The organism is Actinomadura sediminis, from assembly GCF_042675525.1.
GTDB classification, from domain to species: domain Bacteria; phylum Actinomycetota; class Actinomycetes; order Streptosporangiales; family Streptosporangiaceae; genus Spirillospora; species Spirillospora sediminis.
Map to the genome: position 1 here is coordinate 1 of NZ_JBHTJA010000044.1, position 13,735 is coordinate 13,735.

9 protein-coding genes and 1 pseudogene are annotated in these 13,735 nt (G+C 74.9%); 6 read left to right on the forward strand and 4 right to left on the reverse strand.

Annotation, left to right across the window (positions count from 1 at the left end):
- Both ACFQ11_RS21030 and ACFQ11_RS21035 read right to left on the reverse strand, forming a co-directional pair.
- Positions 1 to 1,139 (reverse strand): serine/threonine-protein kinase (locus ACFQ11_RS21030; RefSeq protein WP_378301141.1); only part of this gene is annotated, 1,139 nt, incomplete at its 3' end.
- Positions 1,140 to 1,297: 158 nt separating this feature from the next.
- The gene (locus ACFQ11_RS21035; protein WP_378301143.1) at positions 1,298 to 1,480 is read right to left on the reverse strand and encodes a hypothetical protein; all 183 of its coding nucleotides are present in this window, start codon (positions 1,478 to 1,480) and stop codon (positions 1,298 to 1,300) included.
- Positions 1,481 to 1,690: 210 nt separating this feature from the next.
- On the opposite strand from ACFQ11_RS21035, the gene ACFQ11_RS21040 reads away from it, so the two are divergent.
- The 3 genes from ACFQ11_RS21040 to ACFQ11_RS21050 are packed head-to-tail and all read left to right on the forward strand — an operon-like array spanning position 1,691 to position 3,503.
- A complete protein-coding gene (locus ACFQ11_RS21040; protein ID WP_378301145.1) occupies positions 1,691 to 2,413 on the forward strand; it encodes a CPBP family intramembrane glutamic endopeptidase in 723 nt (240 codons plus the stop codon).
- A 38-nt stretch (positions 2,414 to 2,451) separates the two neighbouring features.
- Positions 2,452 to 2,787 carry a PadR family transcriptional regulator gene (locus tag ACFQ11_RS21045; protein WP_378301230.1) on the forward strand — a complete coding sequence of 112 codons (336 nt, stop codon included), beginning with the start codon at positions 2,452 to 2,454 and terminating at the stop codon, positions 2,785 to 2,787.
- Positions 2,784 to 3,503, forward strand: coding sequence for a hypothetical protein (locus ACFQ11_RS21050; RefSeq protein ID WP_378301147.1), 720 nt, complete (start codon positions 2,784 to 2,786; stop codon positions 3,501 to 3,503). Before ACFQ11_RS21045 ends, ACFQ11_RS21050 begins: the two co-directional genes overlap by 4 nt.
- 27 nt (positions 3,504 to 3,530) lie before the next feature.
- On the opposite strand, the gene ACFQ11_RS21055 is transcribed toward ACFQ11_RS21050, so the two are convergent.
- Together ACFQ11_RS21055 and ACFQ11_RS21060 are read right to left on the reverse strand one after the other, a co-directional pair.
- Positions 3,531 to 4,244, reverse strand: a complete 714-nt coding sequence (locus ACFQ11_RS21055; protein WP_378301149.1) for a hypothetical protein — start codon at positions 4,242 to 4,244, stop codon at positions 3,531 to 3,533.
- Between the two features lie 10 nt (positions 4,245 to 4,254).
- Positions 4,255 to 5,961, reverse strand: a complete 1,707-nt coding sequence (locus ACFQ11_RS21060; RefSeq protein ID WP_378301232.1) for a serine/threonine-protein kinase — start codon at positions 5,959 to 5,961, stop codon at positions 4,255 to 4,257.
- 467 nt (positions 5,962 to 6,428) lie between these two features.
- On the opposite strand from ACFQ11_RS21060, the gene ACFQ11_RS21065 reads away from it, so the two are divergent.
- From ACFQ11_RS21065 to ACFQ11_RS21075, 3 genes and pseudogenes are all read left to right on the forward strand, one after another.
- Positions 6,429 to 9,800: a pyruvate carboxylase gene (locus ACFQ11_RS21065; RefSeq protein WP_378301152.1), complete on the forward strand. Its 3,372-nt coding sequence runs from the start codon at positions 6,429 to 6,431 to the stop codon at positions 9,798 to 9,800.
- A 149-nt stretch (positions 9,801 to 9,949) separates the two neighbouring features.
- Positions 9,950 to 10,981: pseudogene (locus ACFQ11_RS21070) on the forward strand (RNA polymerase sigma factor); the annotation flags it as partial.
- Positions 10,982 to 11,027: 46 nt separating this feature from the next.
- Complete coding sequence (locus tag ACFQ11_RS21075; RefSeq protein WP_378301154.1) at positions 11,028 to 13,721, forward strand: hypothetical protein; 2,694 nt, start codon at positions 11,028 to 11,030, stop codon at positions 13,719 to 13,721.
- Positions 13,722 to 13,735: the final 14 nt, after the last annotated feature.

A 13,735-nucleotide genomic window follows, 5' to 3' on the forward strand; every position in this document is an offset into this window, starting at 1 on the left:
ACTTGCCGCCCGTCCGCGCCGTGCGGGACGTGCGGGACGTGCGGGCCCGGGTACGCGGCGCCCGGCTGCGGCGTCATGCCGCCGAACGGGTCCGGCTGCGGCGCCGTCCCGGCGTGCCTCGGGTCGGTGGCCCGGTCGGCCGGACGGCCCTGCGGGCCGGCGGGGTACGGGCCGGACGGCTGCGCGCCCGCCGGAGCGGGGCCCGCGGGGAGCGGGTTCGTCGAGTACGGTCCCGCGGCCTGCGGCCCGGACGCCTGCGGGCCGGGGAAGGCCGGGAGCGGCGGGGGCGCCGCGTCCGGCGCCGCCCCGCTGGCCGCGCCGACGAGGCGCTCCTGCGCCGTCCGGGCGCTGGGCCGCCGCGCCGGGTCCTTGTCGAGGCACGCCACGACCAGCTCGCGGAGCGGGCTCGGCAGGTCGCCGAGATCCGGTTCGCCGGTCAGGATCCGGTGCATGACCGTGGCCAGCTCGTCGTTGCCGAACGCGGGACGTCCGGTCGCGGCGAACACCATCGTGGTGCCCCACGCGAACATGTCCACGGCCGGGCCGATCTGTGCGCCGGTGAAGTTCTCCGGCGCCATGTAGGCGGGCGTCCCGACGTTCTGTGTCTCACCGGCCGTGCTGAGCGCGCGCGCCACCCCGAAGTCGATGACGCGGGGACCGTCCGGTCCCATCATCACGTTGTGCGGCTTGAAGTCGCGGTGCACGATCCCGGCCTGGTGGATCGCGGTGAGCGCGGTCAGCGTGCTGATGGCGAGCCGCTCCAGGGCGCCGCCCCGGCGCGGCCCCTCCTCTTGCACCACCCGGTGCAGCGACAGACCCGGGACGTACTCGCTGATGATGTACGGCTGGTCGCCCAGGACGTCCGCGTCCAGAACCTGCGCTGTACAGAATCGGGCGACCCGTTTCGCGACCTCGAGTTCACGGATGAACCGCGCGCGCGCCGAGTCGTCCCCTGTGAGGCCACCGTGCAGGAGCTTGATGGCGACGTGGTCGGCGGCGGCGGTCGCGCCCTCCGGACGTCCCAGGAAGACGGCGCCCTGCCCGCCCTCGCCCAGCCGGCCGAGGACCTCGTACCCGCCCACCCGCCGCGGATCCCCCGATCGCAGCGGATGGGCGTCCGGCATCGTCCTGTCCGTCACGCCACTCGCTCCCCCGTCGTTCCGGTCATGTCGGAAAGACTACGAGCAGATGATGGTACGCCGCCCCGGAAGCGGACGATCGGGTCCCCGCGGTGCACGGCCCCGGGCGGACACGGCGAGGCCCCCGCGGATTCCCGCGGGGGCCGCCGGATGCCGGGTCAGGCCGGGTCGGGCGTCCGCCGCGCGGGGCGGGCCTCCGCCCGGCCGGGCTCGCCGCCCGGTGGGCCCTCCGGGGCGTGGTGTCGTTCGAGGCGGGCGGCGACCGCGAGGGCGCGCAGGGACGTGGACTTGACCGGCCGGCGTTCGGCGCTGGGCCGGTGCCTGGGGATGCTGCTGAGCACGGAAGACCTCCTGATGTCTGTTTTATGGGCTGATACCCGCTTTACGGGCGTTGCGACATTACTTCTAACTGCAAGAACTTCGGGGGTATTCCGGAGTCCCCCTCCAATCTGCCGCCCCGCCGCCACGGATCACGTGCGCCTACATAGATTGTATTCCTAACTAGGTTGCCGTACGGTTTAGATCGTTCAGTCGATCCGAACGGAGGCGTCATGCAGATCTCGCCGGACTTCTCGACCCTGGGCCTCGCCCTGTCCGTCCCGCTCCTCGGGTACGTGCTCGCCGAGGGCCTGGTCGGGAAACGCACCCACGAGCGCATGACGCGGCGGCGCGACACCGACCCGAAGGCCCTCACCCGCATGTTCCGCGTCTGGATCGCCTGCGCGTGGGCGTCCACCGCGGCGGCCCTGGCCGTCCTCGCCGTCTCGCCCGGCGTCGTCCCGTCCGACCTGGGCCTTCGCCTCCCCGCCGACCCCTCCACGACCCTCGGGATGATCGCCGGGGCGGCCCTCGCGGTGACGCTCATCGCCGCGGCGACCCGCTTCCGCGGCGGCGCCCCCGCGCAGCCGGCCCTGGCCGCCATGCACCCCCGCACCGCCGCCGAGCGCGGCTGGGCGCTCGCCATGGCGGTGACGGCCGGCGTCGGCGAGGAGATCGTCTACCGCGGCCTGCTCATCGCCCTCGGCGTCGGCGTCCTCGGCCTCGACCCCAAGGCGGCCGCCGCCCTGGCCCTCGCCCTGTTCGTCCTCGGCCACGCCTACCAGGGGCTGCGCGGCATGCTCCTGACCGCGGTCGCGGGCTACTCCCTCACGTACCTGTACCTGACGACCGGCAGCCTCGCCCTCCCGATCACCGTGCACGTCTTCATCGACGTCATGGCCCTGGTCGTCCTGCCCTCCATCGCCTCCCGCCGCACCGCCGCCGCCGCGAGCTAGGTTGCATGACTACCTGGATCGCGACGAAGATGAACCCCATGGCCGCAGACCGCCGCGCGAGCTGGCTCAAGGGCGTGCTCGACCTGCTCGTGCTCGCCAGCCTCACGCACGGCGAGAGCTACGGCTACGAGATCGCCAAGCGGCTCGCCGAGGCCGGGCTCGGGCAGATCAAGGGCGGCACCCTCTACCCGGTGCTGAACCGCCTGGAGGAGGCCGGGCTCGTCTCCGCCGAGTTCCGCGTCGCCGACCGCGGCCCCGGCCGCCGCTACTACCACCTGACCGACGAGGGACGCGCGACGCTCGCCGAGCAGTCGCGGCTGTGGCTCGCGTTCGACGAGTCGGTCCGCGACGTCCTCGCCAGGGGCACCCGATGACCGCCTACTTCGACGAGCTGGCCGCCCGCCTCCGCGCCGCCGGCGTCCCCGACGACGAGGCCGCCGCCACCGTCCACGACCTCGCCGCTCACGTCGCCGACTCCGGAACCGACCCCGAGGACGAGTTCGGCCCCGCCGCCGAGTTCGCCGCCGTCCTGCACCCGGCCGAGGCCGCCGCGGAGCCCGGGCCGTCCGACGAGACCTGGCGCTGGACGGCCGACGCCTTCCAGGACCGGCGCATGCTGAACCGCTTCGGCGACGAGGGCTGGGAGGTCGAGCGCGTCGACGGCGCCGGCCGGTTCGTCAGCCGCCGCGACCCCGACCGCCCGCAGCGCTGGGAGTACCGCCGCGAGACCGTCCTCCCCGGCCGCCGCGCCGCCCTCGCCGCCCGCCTCGCCCCGGACGGCTGGGAGCCGTGCGGGAGCTGGGTCCACTTCGAGTACTTCAAGCGCCCGAAGGCCGCCACCTTCGGCCCCGGCGCCGAACTCCCCGCCGCCCCCGACGCCCCGGCCCGGCACCTGTTCTGGAGCCGCCGCTTCTACGCCTTCGTCGCCGTCTACGTCCTGCTCGCCGCCGCCGCGGCGGCCGCCTGGTTCCTCCTCGGCGACCCGGGCGGCGGCTTCGCGGGCGGCTTCGTCGGCGGCGCACTCGCCGGCACCCTCCTCGCCACCGTCGCCGGCGTGGCCTCCGTCCTCCTCCGCAACCGCAACCGCTGACCCCGTCCGGGTGCGGACGGGGGCGTCTCACCCGGCGAGCGCGGCGACGGCCCGCCCGGCGACCGCCTCGGCCGCCGGCGTCGGGTCCGGGACGGCCGCCCCGTAGACGATCTTCAGAGTGACGTTCTCGTGTCTCGCCCATACCGTCGTGGACGACCAGCCCGGTTCGTCGGTGCGCTGCGCGAATGCCTCGCCGCCGATGCCCGCGATCTCCCGGTAGGGACCGGTTCTCGTTTCGGCGCCGTCGGCGGAGCCCTTCGTCGCGGTGTTCGCGAGGCTCCGGGTGACGCCGCGGTCGAACTCCATCGCGTCGCTCGCCTCCTCCCGGGTTCCGTGGAGGACGGCGGCCACCCGCAGGGATCGGCGATCGTCCTCCGCTCCCGCGCCGCCGCGCCCGCCCGTCCCCTCGCAGTAGGCGGTGTCGGCGCCGTCGGAGGCACGGCGGTCCCGGCCGGACTCGGCCGCCGCCGCCCGCAGGCCGAGTTGGGCGAACGTCGCGGCCGGGACGAGGGCGCAGGGGTCGGGCACCGCGGTGAGCAGGCCCGGCCCGGACACCGCGGTGGACTCGGCGGACGTCGGGGAGACGGTGGCGGTCGGGGACGCGGCGGGCCGCCGTCCCGAGTCCGGGTCCGGGTCGCGGAGACCCGCGAAACCGGCGAGCGCGGCCGCCACGAGGAGCGCCGCCCCCGCCCCCGTCGCCGCGTGCAGAAGCCATCGAGGACGCTCGGCGGTACCGGTCATCGGGTTCCCGTCACTCGTTGTAGCACTGCGGGCAGGCGTTCAGGCCGTTCACGACCGCGACGGCGACGCGCCCGGCCGCCTCGCGCATCCGTTCCGGCGGGACGCCCGAGTCGTCGAGGGGCGCCTTCCCGTCGGCCGTGTAGTCGGCGCCGCCGTACCGGATCTCGATGAGGACGTTCCGGTGCCGGATCCCCGCCGCGGCGCCGGTGAACACGGCACCGTCCTCCGCCCTGGTCCGGCTGGTCGCCGCGAACGCCTCGTCGCCGACGCCGCCGAGCGAAGTCAGCGGCCCGTACGAGCCGTCCCCGACCGTGGTGTTCGCCCGGCCTTGCACGGTGGACCGTCCGAGCGCGTAGTCCCGGGCGGTGCGCGCGGCGCCTCCGTTCGCCTCCGGGCTGATGACGAACTCGACGACGAGGTTGCGTGTTCTCTGCACGTCCGAGCCCGGTTGCCCACCGGACGTCCAGCCGCATCCCGTTCCGACGCCGCCCGCCCCGAAGACCCCTTCCGCGACGTTCTCGGTGGGCACCGGCCGCCCGTTCGGGACCAGTTCGGCGGCCAGGGCCGGGGGGATGGTGCCGCACGGGTCGGAGATACGGGTGAACACGGCGGCCCGGCGCTGAGTCGCCGCGGCGGACGGCGCGGCGGACGACTCCTCCGCCGGGTGCTCGCCGTCGCCCTGGGCGGCGAGTACCGCGATGCCCGCCCCGCCCGCCACGACGGCCGTCGCCGCGGCCGTGATCGCGGGGCCGAGCCAGCCCCGGCGCCGCCGCCGGGGCGCGGGCGCCCCCGGGAGGACGTCTTCGCGCGTCTCGGGGCTCGGCGCGGCGACCCGCGGCGCCGTCCATTCGCGGCCGATGATGTCGGTCGCCGCCCGTTCCGCGTCCTCGCCGCCGGCGAGGTGCCGCAGGATCGCGTCGGCGGTGGGCCGCCCGGCGGGCGTCGGTGCCAGCGCCGCCCGGACGAGCGGGAGCAGCTCCCCGGGTACGCCGGACAGATCGTGTCCTGCCTCCCGGGCGCGGGCGGCGAGCGTCGCGAGGTTCCCGGTGCCGTACGGGTGCCGTCCCGTCGCGGCGTAAGCGATCAGGGTGCCCCAGGTGAATATGTCGACCGCCGTGCCGACCTGGCCGTCGAACAGTTGCTCGGGCGCCACCCAGCCGGGGGTTCCGACGACGTTGCCCGTCCGCGTGTGGCGTTCGCCCGCGTCGATCGCGCGGGCGATCCCGAAGTCGATGACCCGGGGGCCGGTCGCCGACAGCAGGACGTTCGCGGGCTTCAGATCGCGGTGGACGAGCCGGACCGCGTGGATCGCGGTCAGCGCCGTGGCGACCCCGATGGCGATGCTGCGCAACTGCCCGGCCGGGACGGCGCCGTGGGCCTTGACGTAATCGGCCAGCGAAGGGCCCTCGATGTATTCGGTGACGAGATAGGGCATGCCGTGCGTCTCGCCGTGTTCGAGGACCCGCGCCGTACAGAACGATGCCACGCGCCGGGCGTTCGCCACCTCGCTCGCGAATCGCGCGCGGAAGGACTCTGTCCCCGCGAACTCCGGACGGACGACCTTGATGGCGACCTTCTGCCCGGAACCGGCGAGCCCCAGGTAGACGGCGCCCATGCCGCCTTCCCCGAGCTTTCCGAGGATCCGGTAACCGTCGATCGACTCCGGATCGCCGGGCGCGAGCGCTTTCGCGCCGGGCGCCCACGTCCCCTGATCCATCAGCACACGACCCCCTGTCGCCCTATCGGAAAGCGGCAGAGACTTTACCGACGGGTGATCTCCGAGTCATGACGGTGCGCGCGGGCGAACCCCTTTTCGGTCGTCCGGATAGAAGCGGATCAGCCGTGTCGGCCGCATGGAGGAAGCCGGAGAGGGATTCGCCGATGGGCGGGGAGCGGCCTTCGGTCCCAGGGGAACCAGGTGAGCGGGCCGAGGCGGCGAGCGAAGCCGGGCCGGTGACGGCGCACCGAGCGGCCGAGCCGCTCGGGACGACCGGGAGGGTCAGGACGAGTCAGGGGCGTTCGGTGATCGGGGGAAAGGTTCGTGGTTTTTCTACGATCGATCATCTATCGGCTTGTTCGCCAGGAACGATCGGCCGTCTGTTCCGTTCACGAGGGTAGATACCAGGAAATTCGGTTCGTCCGTCGGGTGCGGGCGGGCGGGTCGGCCGACCCCTGGGAGAACACGTGATATCGAAGTTGCTCGTCGCGAACCGGGGCGAGATCGCCGTGCGCGCGTTCCGCGCGGCCTATGAGCTCGGGATCGCCAGTGTCGCGGTGTACGCGCACGAGGACCGGTTGTCGCTGCACCGGCAGAAGGCGGACGAGGCGTACGAGATCGGGGAGCGCGGGCATCCGGTCCGGGCGTACCTGGACGTGGACGGGATCGTGGAGACCGCGCTGAGGGTCGGTGCGGACGCCGTGTACCCCGGGTACGGGTTCCTGTCGGAGAGCCCGGAGCTGGCGGAGGCGTGCGAGCGGAACGGGATCAAGTTCGTCGGGCCGCCGTCGGCGGTGCTGAACCTCGCGGGCAACAAGATCGAGGCGGTCGCGGCGGCGCGGCGGGCGGGGCTGCCGGTGCTGCGGTCGGCGACGCCCGAGGAGGGGCGGGAGCTGGAGGCCGCGGACGAGGTCGGGTTCCCGCTGTTCGTGAAGGCCGCGGCGGGCGGCGGCGGGCGCGGGCTGCGGCGGGTCGATCACCGGGAGGACCTGGAGGCGGCCGTCCAGACGGCGCGGCGGGAGGCGCAGAGCGCGTTCGGGGACCCGACGGTGTTCCTGGAGCAGGCCGTCGACCGGCCGCGGCACATCGAGGTGCAGATCCTCGCCGACGGTGCGGGACGGACGGTGCACCTGCGCGAGCGCGACTGCTCGGTGCAGCGGCGGCACCAGAAGGTCGTGGAGATCGCGCCCGCGCCGCGGCTGGACGCGGAGGTCGCGGAGCGGCTGTGCCGGGACGCCGTCGCGTTCGCCCGCGAGATCGGTTACGAGAACGCGGGCACGGTGGAGTTCCTCGTGGACGACCGGGGCCGGCACGTGTTCATCGAGATGAACCCGCGCATCCAGGTCGAGCACACGGTGACCGAGGAGGTCACGGGGATCGATCTGGTGCAGAGCCAGCTGCGGATCGCGGGCGGGGAGACGCTGCCGGATCTGGGCATCTCGCAGGAGAACGTGACCGTGTCGGGGTTCGCGGTGCAGTGCCGCATCACGACGGAGGACCCGGCGAACGGGTTCCGGCCCGACACCGGGAAGATCTCGGCGTACCGGTCGCCGGGCGGCGCGGGCGTCCGCCTCGACACGGGCACCGCGTACGGCGGCGCCATCGTGAGCCCCCACTTCGACTCCCTGCTGGTGAAGCTGACCTGTAGGGGACGGACGTTCGCCGACGCGGTCGGGCGCGCGCGCAGGGCGGTCGCGGAGTTCCGCATCCGGGGCGTGGCGAGCAACATCCCGTTCCTGCAGGCGCTGCTGGACGAAGCGGACTTCCGCGCGGGCGGCGTCACGACGTCCTACATCGCCGATCACCCCGAGCTGCTGACGGCCCGGTCGAGCGGCGACCGCGCGACGCGGCTCGTCCGGTACCTGGCGGACGTCACGGTGAACAAGCCGCACGGCGAGCAGCCCACCGACCTGGACCCGGCGGCGAAGCTGCCGCCGCTGGACATGGACGGCCCGTTCCCGCAGGGCTCCCGGGACCGGCTGCTGGCGCTCGGGCCGCGCGCGTTCGCCGAACGGCTCCGGGCGCAGGACGCGCTGGCCGTCACCGACACGACGTTCCGGGACGCGCACCAGTCGCTCCTCGCGACGCGGGTGCGCACGTACGACCTGGTGAAGGCCGCGCCTTACCTCGCGCGCATGACGCCGCAACTGCTGTCGGTGGAGGCGTGGGGCGGGGCCACCTACGACGTCGCGCTGCGGTTCCTGGGCGAGTCGCCGTGGGACCGTCTGGCGGCGATCCGGGAGGCGGCGCCGAACCTGTGCATCCAGATGCTCCTGCGCGGCCGCAACACCGTCGGCTACACGCCGTACCCCGATTCGGTGGCGCGCGCGTTCGTCAAGGAGGCGGCGAGCACGGGCGTGGACATCTTCCGGGTGTTCGACGCGCTCAACGACGTGGAGCGGATGCGTCCCGCGATCGACGCCGCGCTCCAGACGCACGCCCTCGTGGAGGGCACGCTCTGCTACACCGGGGACCTGTCGTCGCCGGACGAGCGCCTCTACACGCTCGACTACTACCTGCGGCTCGCGGAGCAGCTCGTGGACGCGGGCGTCCACATCCTGTGCGTCAAGGACATGGCGGGGCTGCTGCGGGCGCCCGCCGCGCGCACGCTCGTCGCGGCCCTGCGCGAGCGGTTCGACCTGCCCGTCCACCTGCACACGCACGACACGGCGGGCGGGCAGCTCGGGACGTACGTCGCCGCGATCGAGGCCGGGGTGGACGCCGTGGACGGCGCGGCGGCGCCGCTGTCGGGCACGACGAGCCAGCCGCCGCTGCAGGCGATCGTCGCCGCGACCGACTTCACCGGACGGGCGACCGGCATCGACCTCGACGCGCTCACGGTGATGGAGCCGTACTGGGAGGCCGTCCGGAAGCTGTACGCGCCGTTCGAGATGGGCCTGCCGGCGCCGACCGGGCGCGTGTACCGGCACGAGATCCCGGGCGGGCAGTTGTCGAACCTGCGGCAGCAGGCCGTCGCGCTCGGCCTCGGCGACCGGTTCGAGGAGATCGAGCGCTGCTACGAGGCCGCCGACCGCATCCTCGGGCGCCTGGTGAAGGTGACGCCGTCCAGCAAGGTCGTCGGGGACCTGGCCCTGCATCTGGTGGCGGCGGGCGCCGACCCGGACGACTTCTTCGAGAACCCCGACCGCTACGACGTCCCCGACAGCGTCATCGGGTTCCTCAACGGCGAACTGGGGGACCCGCCGGGCGGGTGGCCCGAGCCGTTCCGGACGAAGGCGCTGGCCGGACGCCAGTACACGCCCGTGCGCGCGGAACTCGGTCGGGACGAGGAGAAGGCGCTCACGGGGACGGAGGTGCGCGACACGCTCGACCGGCTCCTCTTCCCCGGCCCGGCCAAGGACTACCGGGAGTCGCGTGCCGCGTACGGCGACCTGTCCGTGCTGCCGACCGGGGCGTTCCTGTACGGCCTGCGCACCGGCCACGAGGTCGCGTTCGACCTCGAACCGGGTGTGCGCGTCCTCGCGGGCCTCGAAGCCGTGGGGGAGATCGACGAGGCGGGCGTCCGGCAGGTGATCTGCTCGGTGAACGGCCAGCTCCGCACCCTGTCGGTGCGCGACAAGTCCGTCGTGTCGGACGCGCCGCCGGTCGAGCGGGCGGACCCCGACGAGCCCGGGCATGTCGCCGCGCCGTTCGACGGCTCGGTGACGCTGCGGGCCGCGAAGGGCGACGTGGTCGCGGCGGGCGACGTCGTCGCGACGATCGAGGCCATGAAGATGGAGGCCGCGATCACCGCGCCCGTCGCCGGGACCGTCGCGCGCCTCGCCGTTCCCGCGGCGGCGCCCGTCCAGGCCGGAGACCTGCTGCTGGTCATCGGCTGACCGCGAAGGGCCCGCAGGACGCGGGTGCGGTGCGGCCGGAACCGGCCGGGCCGCACCCGCGCCCGCGGGTCCGCGATACCGAACGCGCGGGGTTGGGAGGAGGCGGAGGCGGGTACCCGAACGGCGTGACCCGTTCCCTCCCGGCCGGACCAGCAAAGGACACCGCCCTGAACGCCAGCCACGCCCCCAGTGCGGCGCCCCGCGCCACCATCGCGCACCGCTCCACCGCGCCCCGCACCGCCGCACCCCGCGGCGCGGCGGCGCACCGCGACCTCGTCGACCCGATGAAGGACTACCTGTCCCGCATCGGCCGCACTCCGCTGCTCACCGCCGAGCAGGAGGTCGACCTGGCCAAGCGCATCGAGGCGGGGCTGTTCGCCCGGCAGCGCCTCGAGGCCCTCGGCGACGCCCTCGACCCGCAGGACCGCGCGGACCTCGCCTGGATCGCCGAGGACGGCCGCCGCGCCAAGGAGCACATGGTGGAGGCGAACCTCCGCCTCGTCGTGTCGCTGGCCAAGCGGTACGTGGGCCACGGGCTGCCGCTGAACGACCTCGTCCAGGAGGGCAACCTGGGGCTGATCCGCGCCGTCGAGAAGTTCGAGTACCGGCGCGGGCTCAAGTTCTCCACCTACGCCGTCTGGTGGATCAAGCAGGCGATCAGCCGGGCGCTGGCCGACCAGAGCCGCACCATCCGCATCCCCGTGCACGTCGTCGAGGTGATGAACCGGATGACGCGCGTCCGGCGGCGCCTCTCGCAGGACCTCGGCCGCGAGCCGACGTCCGCGGAACTCGCCGTCGAGCTGGACGTCACCGTCGAGAAGGTCGAGTGGCTGCGCCGCCAGGCCCGCGAGCCGCTGTCGCTGCACACCCCGCTCGGTGAGGACGGCGACGGCGAACTCGGCGACGTCATCGAGGACCCCGAGGGCGGCGACCCCGCCGACGCCGTCGCGTCCTCGATGCTGCGCGGCAAGCTCGACGCCGTGCTGGAGACGCTCACCGAACGGGAGGCGGGCGTCATCTCGATGCGGTTCGGCCTCGCCGGCGGCGAACCCAAGACGCTGGAGGAGGTCGGCCGCGTCTACGGCGTCACCCGGGAGCGGATCCGGCAGATCGAGTCGAAGGGGATGCACAAGCTGCGGCACCCGTCCCGCCGGGAGACCCTCGCCGACCTGCTGAGCTGAGGAGGCTCCCTCCGTTTTGTCGGGGGGTGCGCCTAGCGTTCGCGGCATGACGAGCGCTGCGCACCCGTCCGATGCCGTGTGGCCGCGCGTCGCCGGCCTGATCGACGCGCGGGACGCCGACGGGGTCGCCGCCGCCGTCCTCGACCTCGACGAGGACGGCCGCCGCGCCGTCGCGGCCGCCCTCCCCGGGCACCTGCGGGCCGCGTGGGCGCGCCGGGACCCCTGGGCGGGCATCGGCGACGCGCACTGGGCGTACCGGGCGGCGGGCGCCGGGACGCTCGGCGGTCCCGCGGCCGTCGCGTCCTGGCTGAACCGCCGCGAGTTCCGCAACCGGTGGCCCGGCGAACCGGACGACGACGGCCGGCTGCTGGACATCTGGGCCGTGCGGGACGACGCGTGGCGCGCCGACCTCGCGCAACGCCTCGCCCTCCGACTCCGCGGTCCCCGGTACGTCGGCCTCGGCCTCGTCCTCACCCTCCTGCGGGAGACCGGCGCCGAACCGCCCGACCACGACCCGCTCGTCGTCGGCTGGGTCGGGTCCGGCCCGCCGCGCCCGAAGGACCCGCTGCTGCCCGTCCTGCTGCCGCGCGTCTTCGAGGCCGAAGGCGTCGGCCGCGCCCTGCGCGACGACCGTTCGTGGCCCCGCACACTCGCCACGATGGCCGCGCGCGGCGACCTCGACCGCGGCACGCTGCTGGACGGCTGCGTCCGCCGTTTCCTGCGCGGCGGCACCGAGCTCGAACTTCGCTTCTTCGTCCGCCTGCATCACCTGCTGACGCACGACGACCCGTCCGCCCGGCGAGGCGAGACCGCCGAACGCGCCCGCGACTACGCGCGGCTGCTCCCGTCCGCGCCCGGCCCGGTGGCGACCCTCGCCCTGGAACTGCTCCGCGAGGTCCCCGACCTGCCCGCGCCCCTGCAGGCGGAGGCGTTCGACGGGCTGCTGTTCCGCCCCGAGGCCGGGCTCGTCCGGACGGGACTCGCGTGGCTCCGCGAGACCGTCCGGCACCGTCCCGGCCTGGCGGACGCCTGCGCGGGGGCCGTCGCGCAGGCGTTCGGGCACGAGTCGTACGCGGTGCGGGAGAAGGCCGTGCGTCTCGCGCTCACCCTCCCGGACGGGACGGACGGCGCCCCGCTCGCCGACGCCGCACCCCTGCTCCCGCCCGACCTCGGCACCCGGGTCACGGCCCGCTTCGGCGGCGACCCGGCCGTGTCCGAGCCCGTCGGCGCCGATCCGGCCCCGGAGCCGCTCGGCCCGGCCGCCCCCCGCACCGGCGACACCGACCCGCTTCCCGAACCGATAACGACTCCGGCCGAGCTCGCCGCCCGCATCTCCGCGCACGACGGCGGCTGGCGCCGGGTGGAGCAGGTCATGGACGGGTTCGTCCGGCTCGCCCACGCGGACCCGGACGGCCTCCGCGCGGCCATGAAGCCCTCCCTCGAGAGGCTCGAACATTTCTACGGCGCTCGGCACTGGCCCTGGGAGCACGTGACCGACTGGCTGTTCGCCGCCGCCCGGCTGCTGACCGATCCCGCATCGGACCCCACCGGCTGGCGCGATCGGATGCCCGGGACGTTCGACGGTCCCTTGGACATGCTCAACCTCTACCGGGCGGCCGAGATCGTCGGCGCCGCCGAGGCCGGGACCATGCCGCCGCTCCTGCTGGCGACCCCCACGGCCTCCACCGGCCACCTCGATCCGGCCGTTCTCGTCCGGCGCCTGGAGATCTGCGCGGGCGCCGGAGCCGATCCGGGCCCGGCCGACCTCCAGCAGGCCCTCCTCCGGTTGCCGCCCGGCCCGCATCCCGACGCCGCCGGCCGCGCGGCGCGGATCGCGACCCCCGCCGCCCGGACCGCCGCCCGCTGGCTCGCGGCGCCGCCCGTGCCGCGTGTGCTGGTGCGGCCCGGCCCCCTGCCGCCGCACCGGGACGGCCGCACCGAGATCTCGATCGTTGTCGACGGACTCGAAGGGCCGCCGGCCGACGCCGACCTCGACACGGCGTTCCCTTTCACCGGGGCCGGACCGTCCGAAGCGGACGACCGCGTCCGGCCTCCTCGGTCGCGGCGTCCCGGCCCGGTCGAGGACGGGCCGACCGGGCTGCCGCTCGTCGACGCGGTCTTCGCCGCCTTGCCGCCCGATGCGAGCGATCGGGGCTGGTTCGTGCATTGGTGGCCGTCCCGGCTGCCGTCCCATCCCGAGGTCGTCGCCGCCCATCTGGCGCCGGGCCTGCACCGGCACGCCCTCATGGTGGGGGACGCCTCGCGGCCGGCGCTGCTGCTCGCACGGACGCCCGCGAACGGACCGTTCGCCGCGGACGTCGCCGAGTTCCTCGCCCACCGGCTCGCGGCCGAGCACGGTGCACGGTCGGACGACCTGATCCTCGACGTGTGCGCGCGCGGCGAGTTCCCCGCAGCCGCGGTGGGGCGCCACGTCGCCCGCCTCCTCCTCGAGGGGGAGGTCCGTCCATCGCTCATGACGGACGGCCTGGAGCGAGCGGCTGAGGCGGGGGCGTTCGCCGACGTGTGGGCGGTGCTCGCCGTCGCGTTGCCGATGCTGTGCCCGGGCCCCGGGGAGCGTCCCGTCCACGGCCTGGACCGGCTGTTCGCCCTCGGCGCCCGGACGGCGCGGTGGTGCGGCGCCCGGGGCGCGATCCCGGAGATCGAGGCGCTGGCGGCGCGGAAGGGGGCGGCCGCGTACGTCCGGGCGGCGCGCGGCCTCGCCGCCCGGCTCGCGTCGTGACCGCGCCGGGCGCG

Excerpts from the sequence above, each read along its gene's own strand:
- ACFQ11_RS21075 (WP_378301154.1), top strand. The coding sequence starts at position 11,028 with ATGACGAGCGCTGCGCACCCGTCCGATGCCGTGTGGCCGCGCGTCGCC.
- ACFQ11_RS21055 (WP_378301149.1), bottom strand. The coding sequence starts at position 4,244 with ATGACCGGTACCGCCGAGCGTCCTCGATGGCTTCTGCACGCGGCGACG.
- ACFQ11_RS21060 (WP_378301232.1), bottom strand. The coding sequence starts at position 5,961 with ATGGATCAGGGGACGTGGGCGCCCGGCGCGAAAGCGCTCGCGCCCGGC.
- ACFQ11_RS21045 (WP_378301230.1), top strand. The coding sequence starts at position 2,452 with ATGGCCGCAGACCGCCGCGCGAGCTGGCTCAAGGGCGTGCTCGACCTG.
- ACFQ11_RS21050 (WP_378301147.1), top strand. The coding sequence starts at position 2,784 with ATGACCGCCTACTTCGACGAGCTGGCCGCCCGCCTCCGCGCCGCCGGC.
- ACFQ11_RS21040 (WP_378301145.1), top strand. The coding sequence starts at position 1,691 with ATGCAGATCTCGCCGGACTTCTCGACCCTGGGCCTCGCCCTGTCCGTC.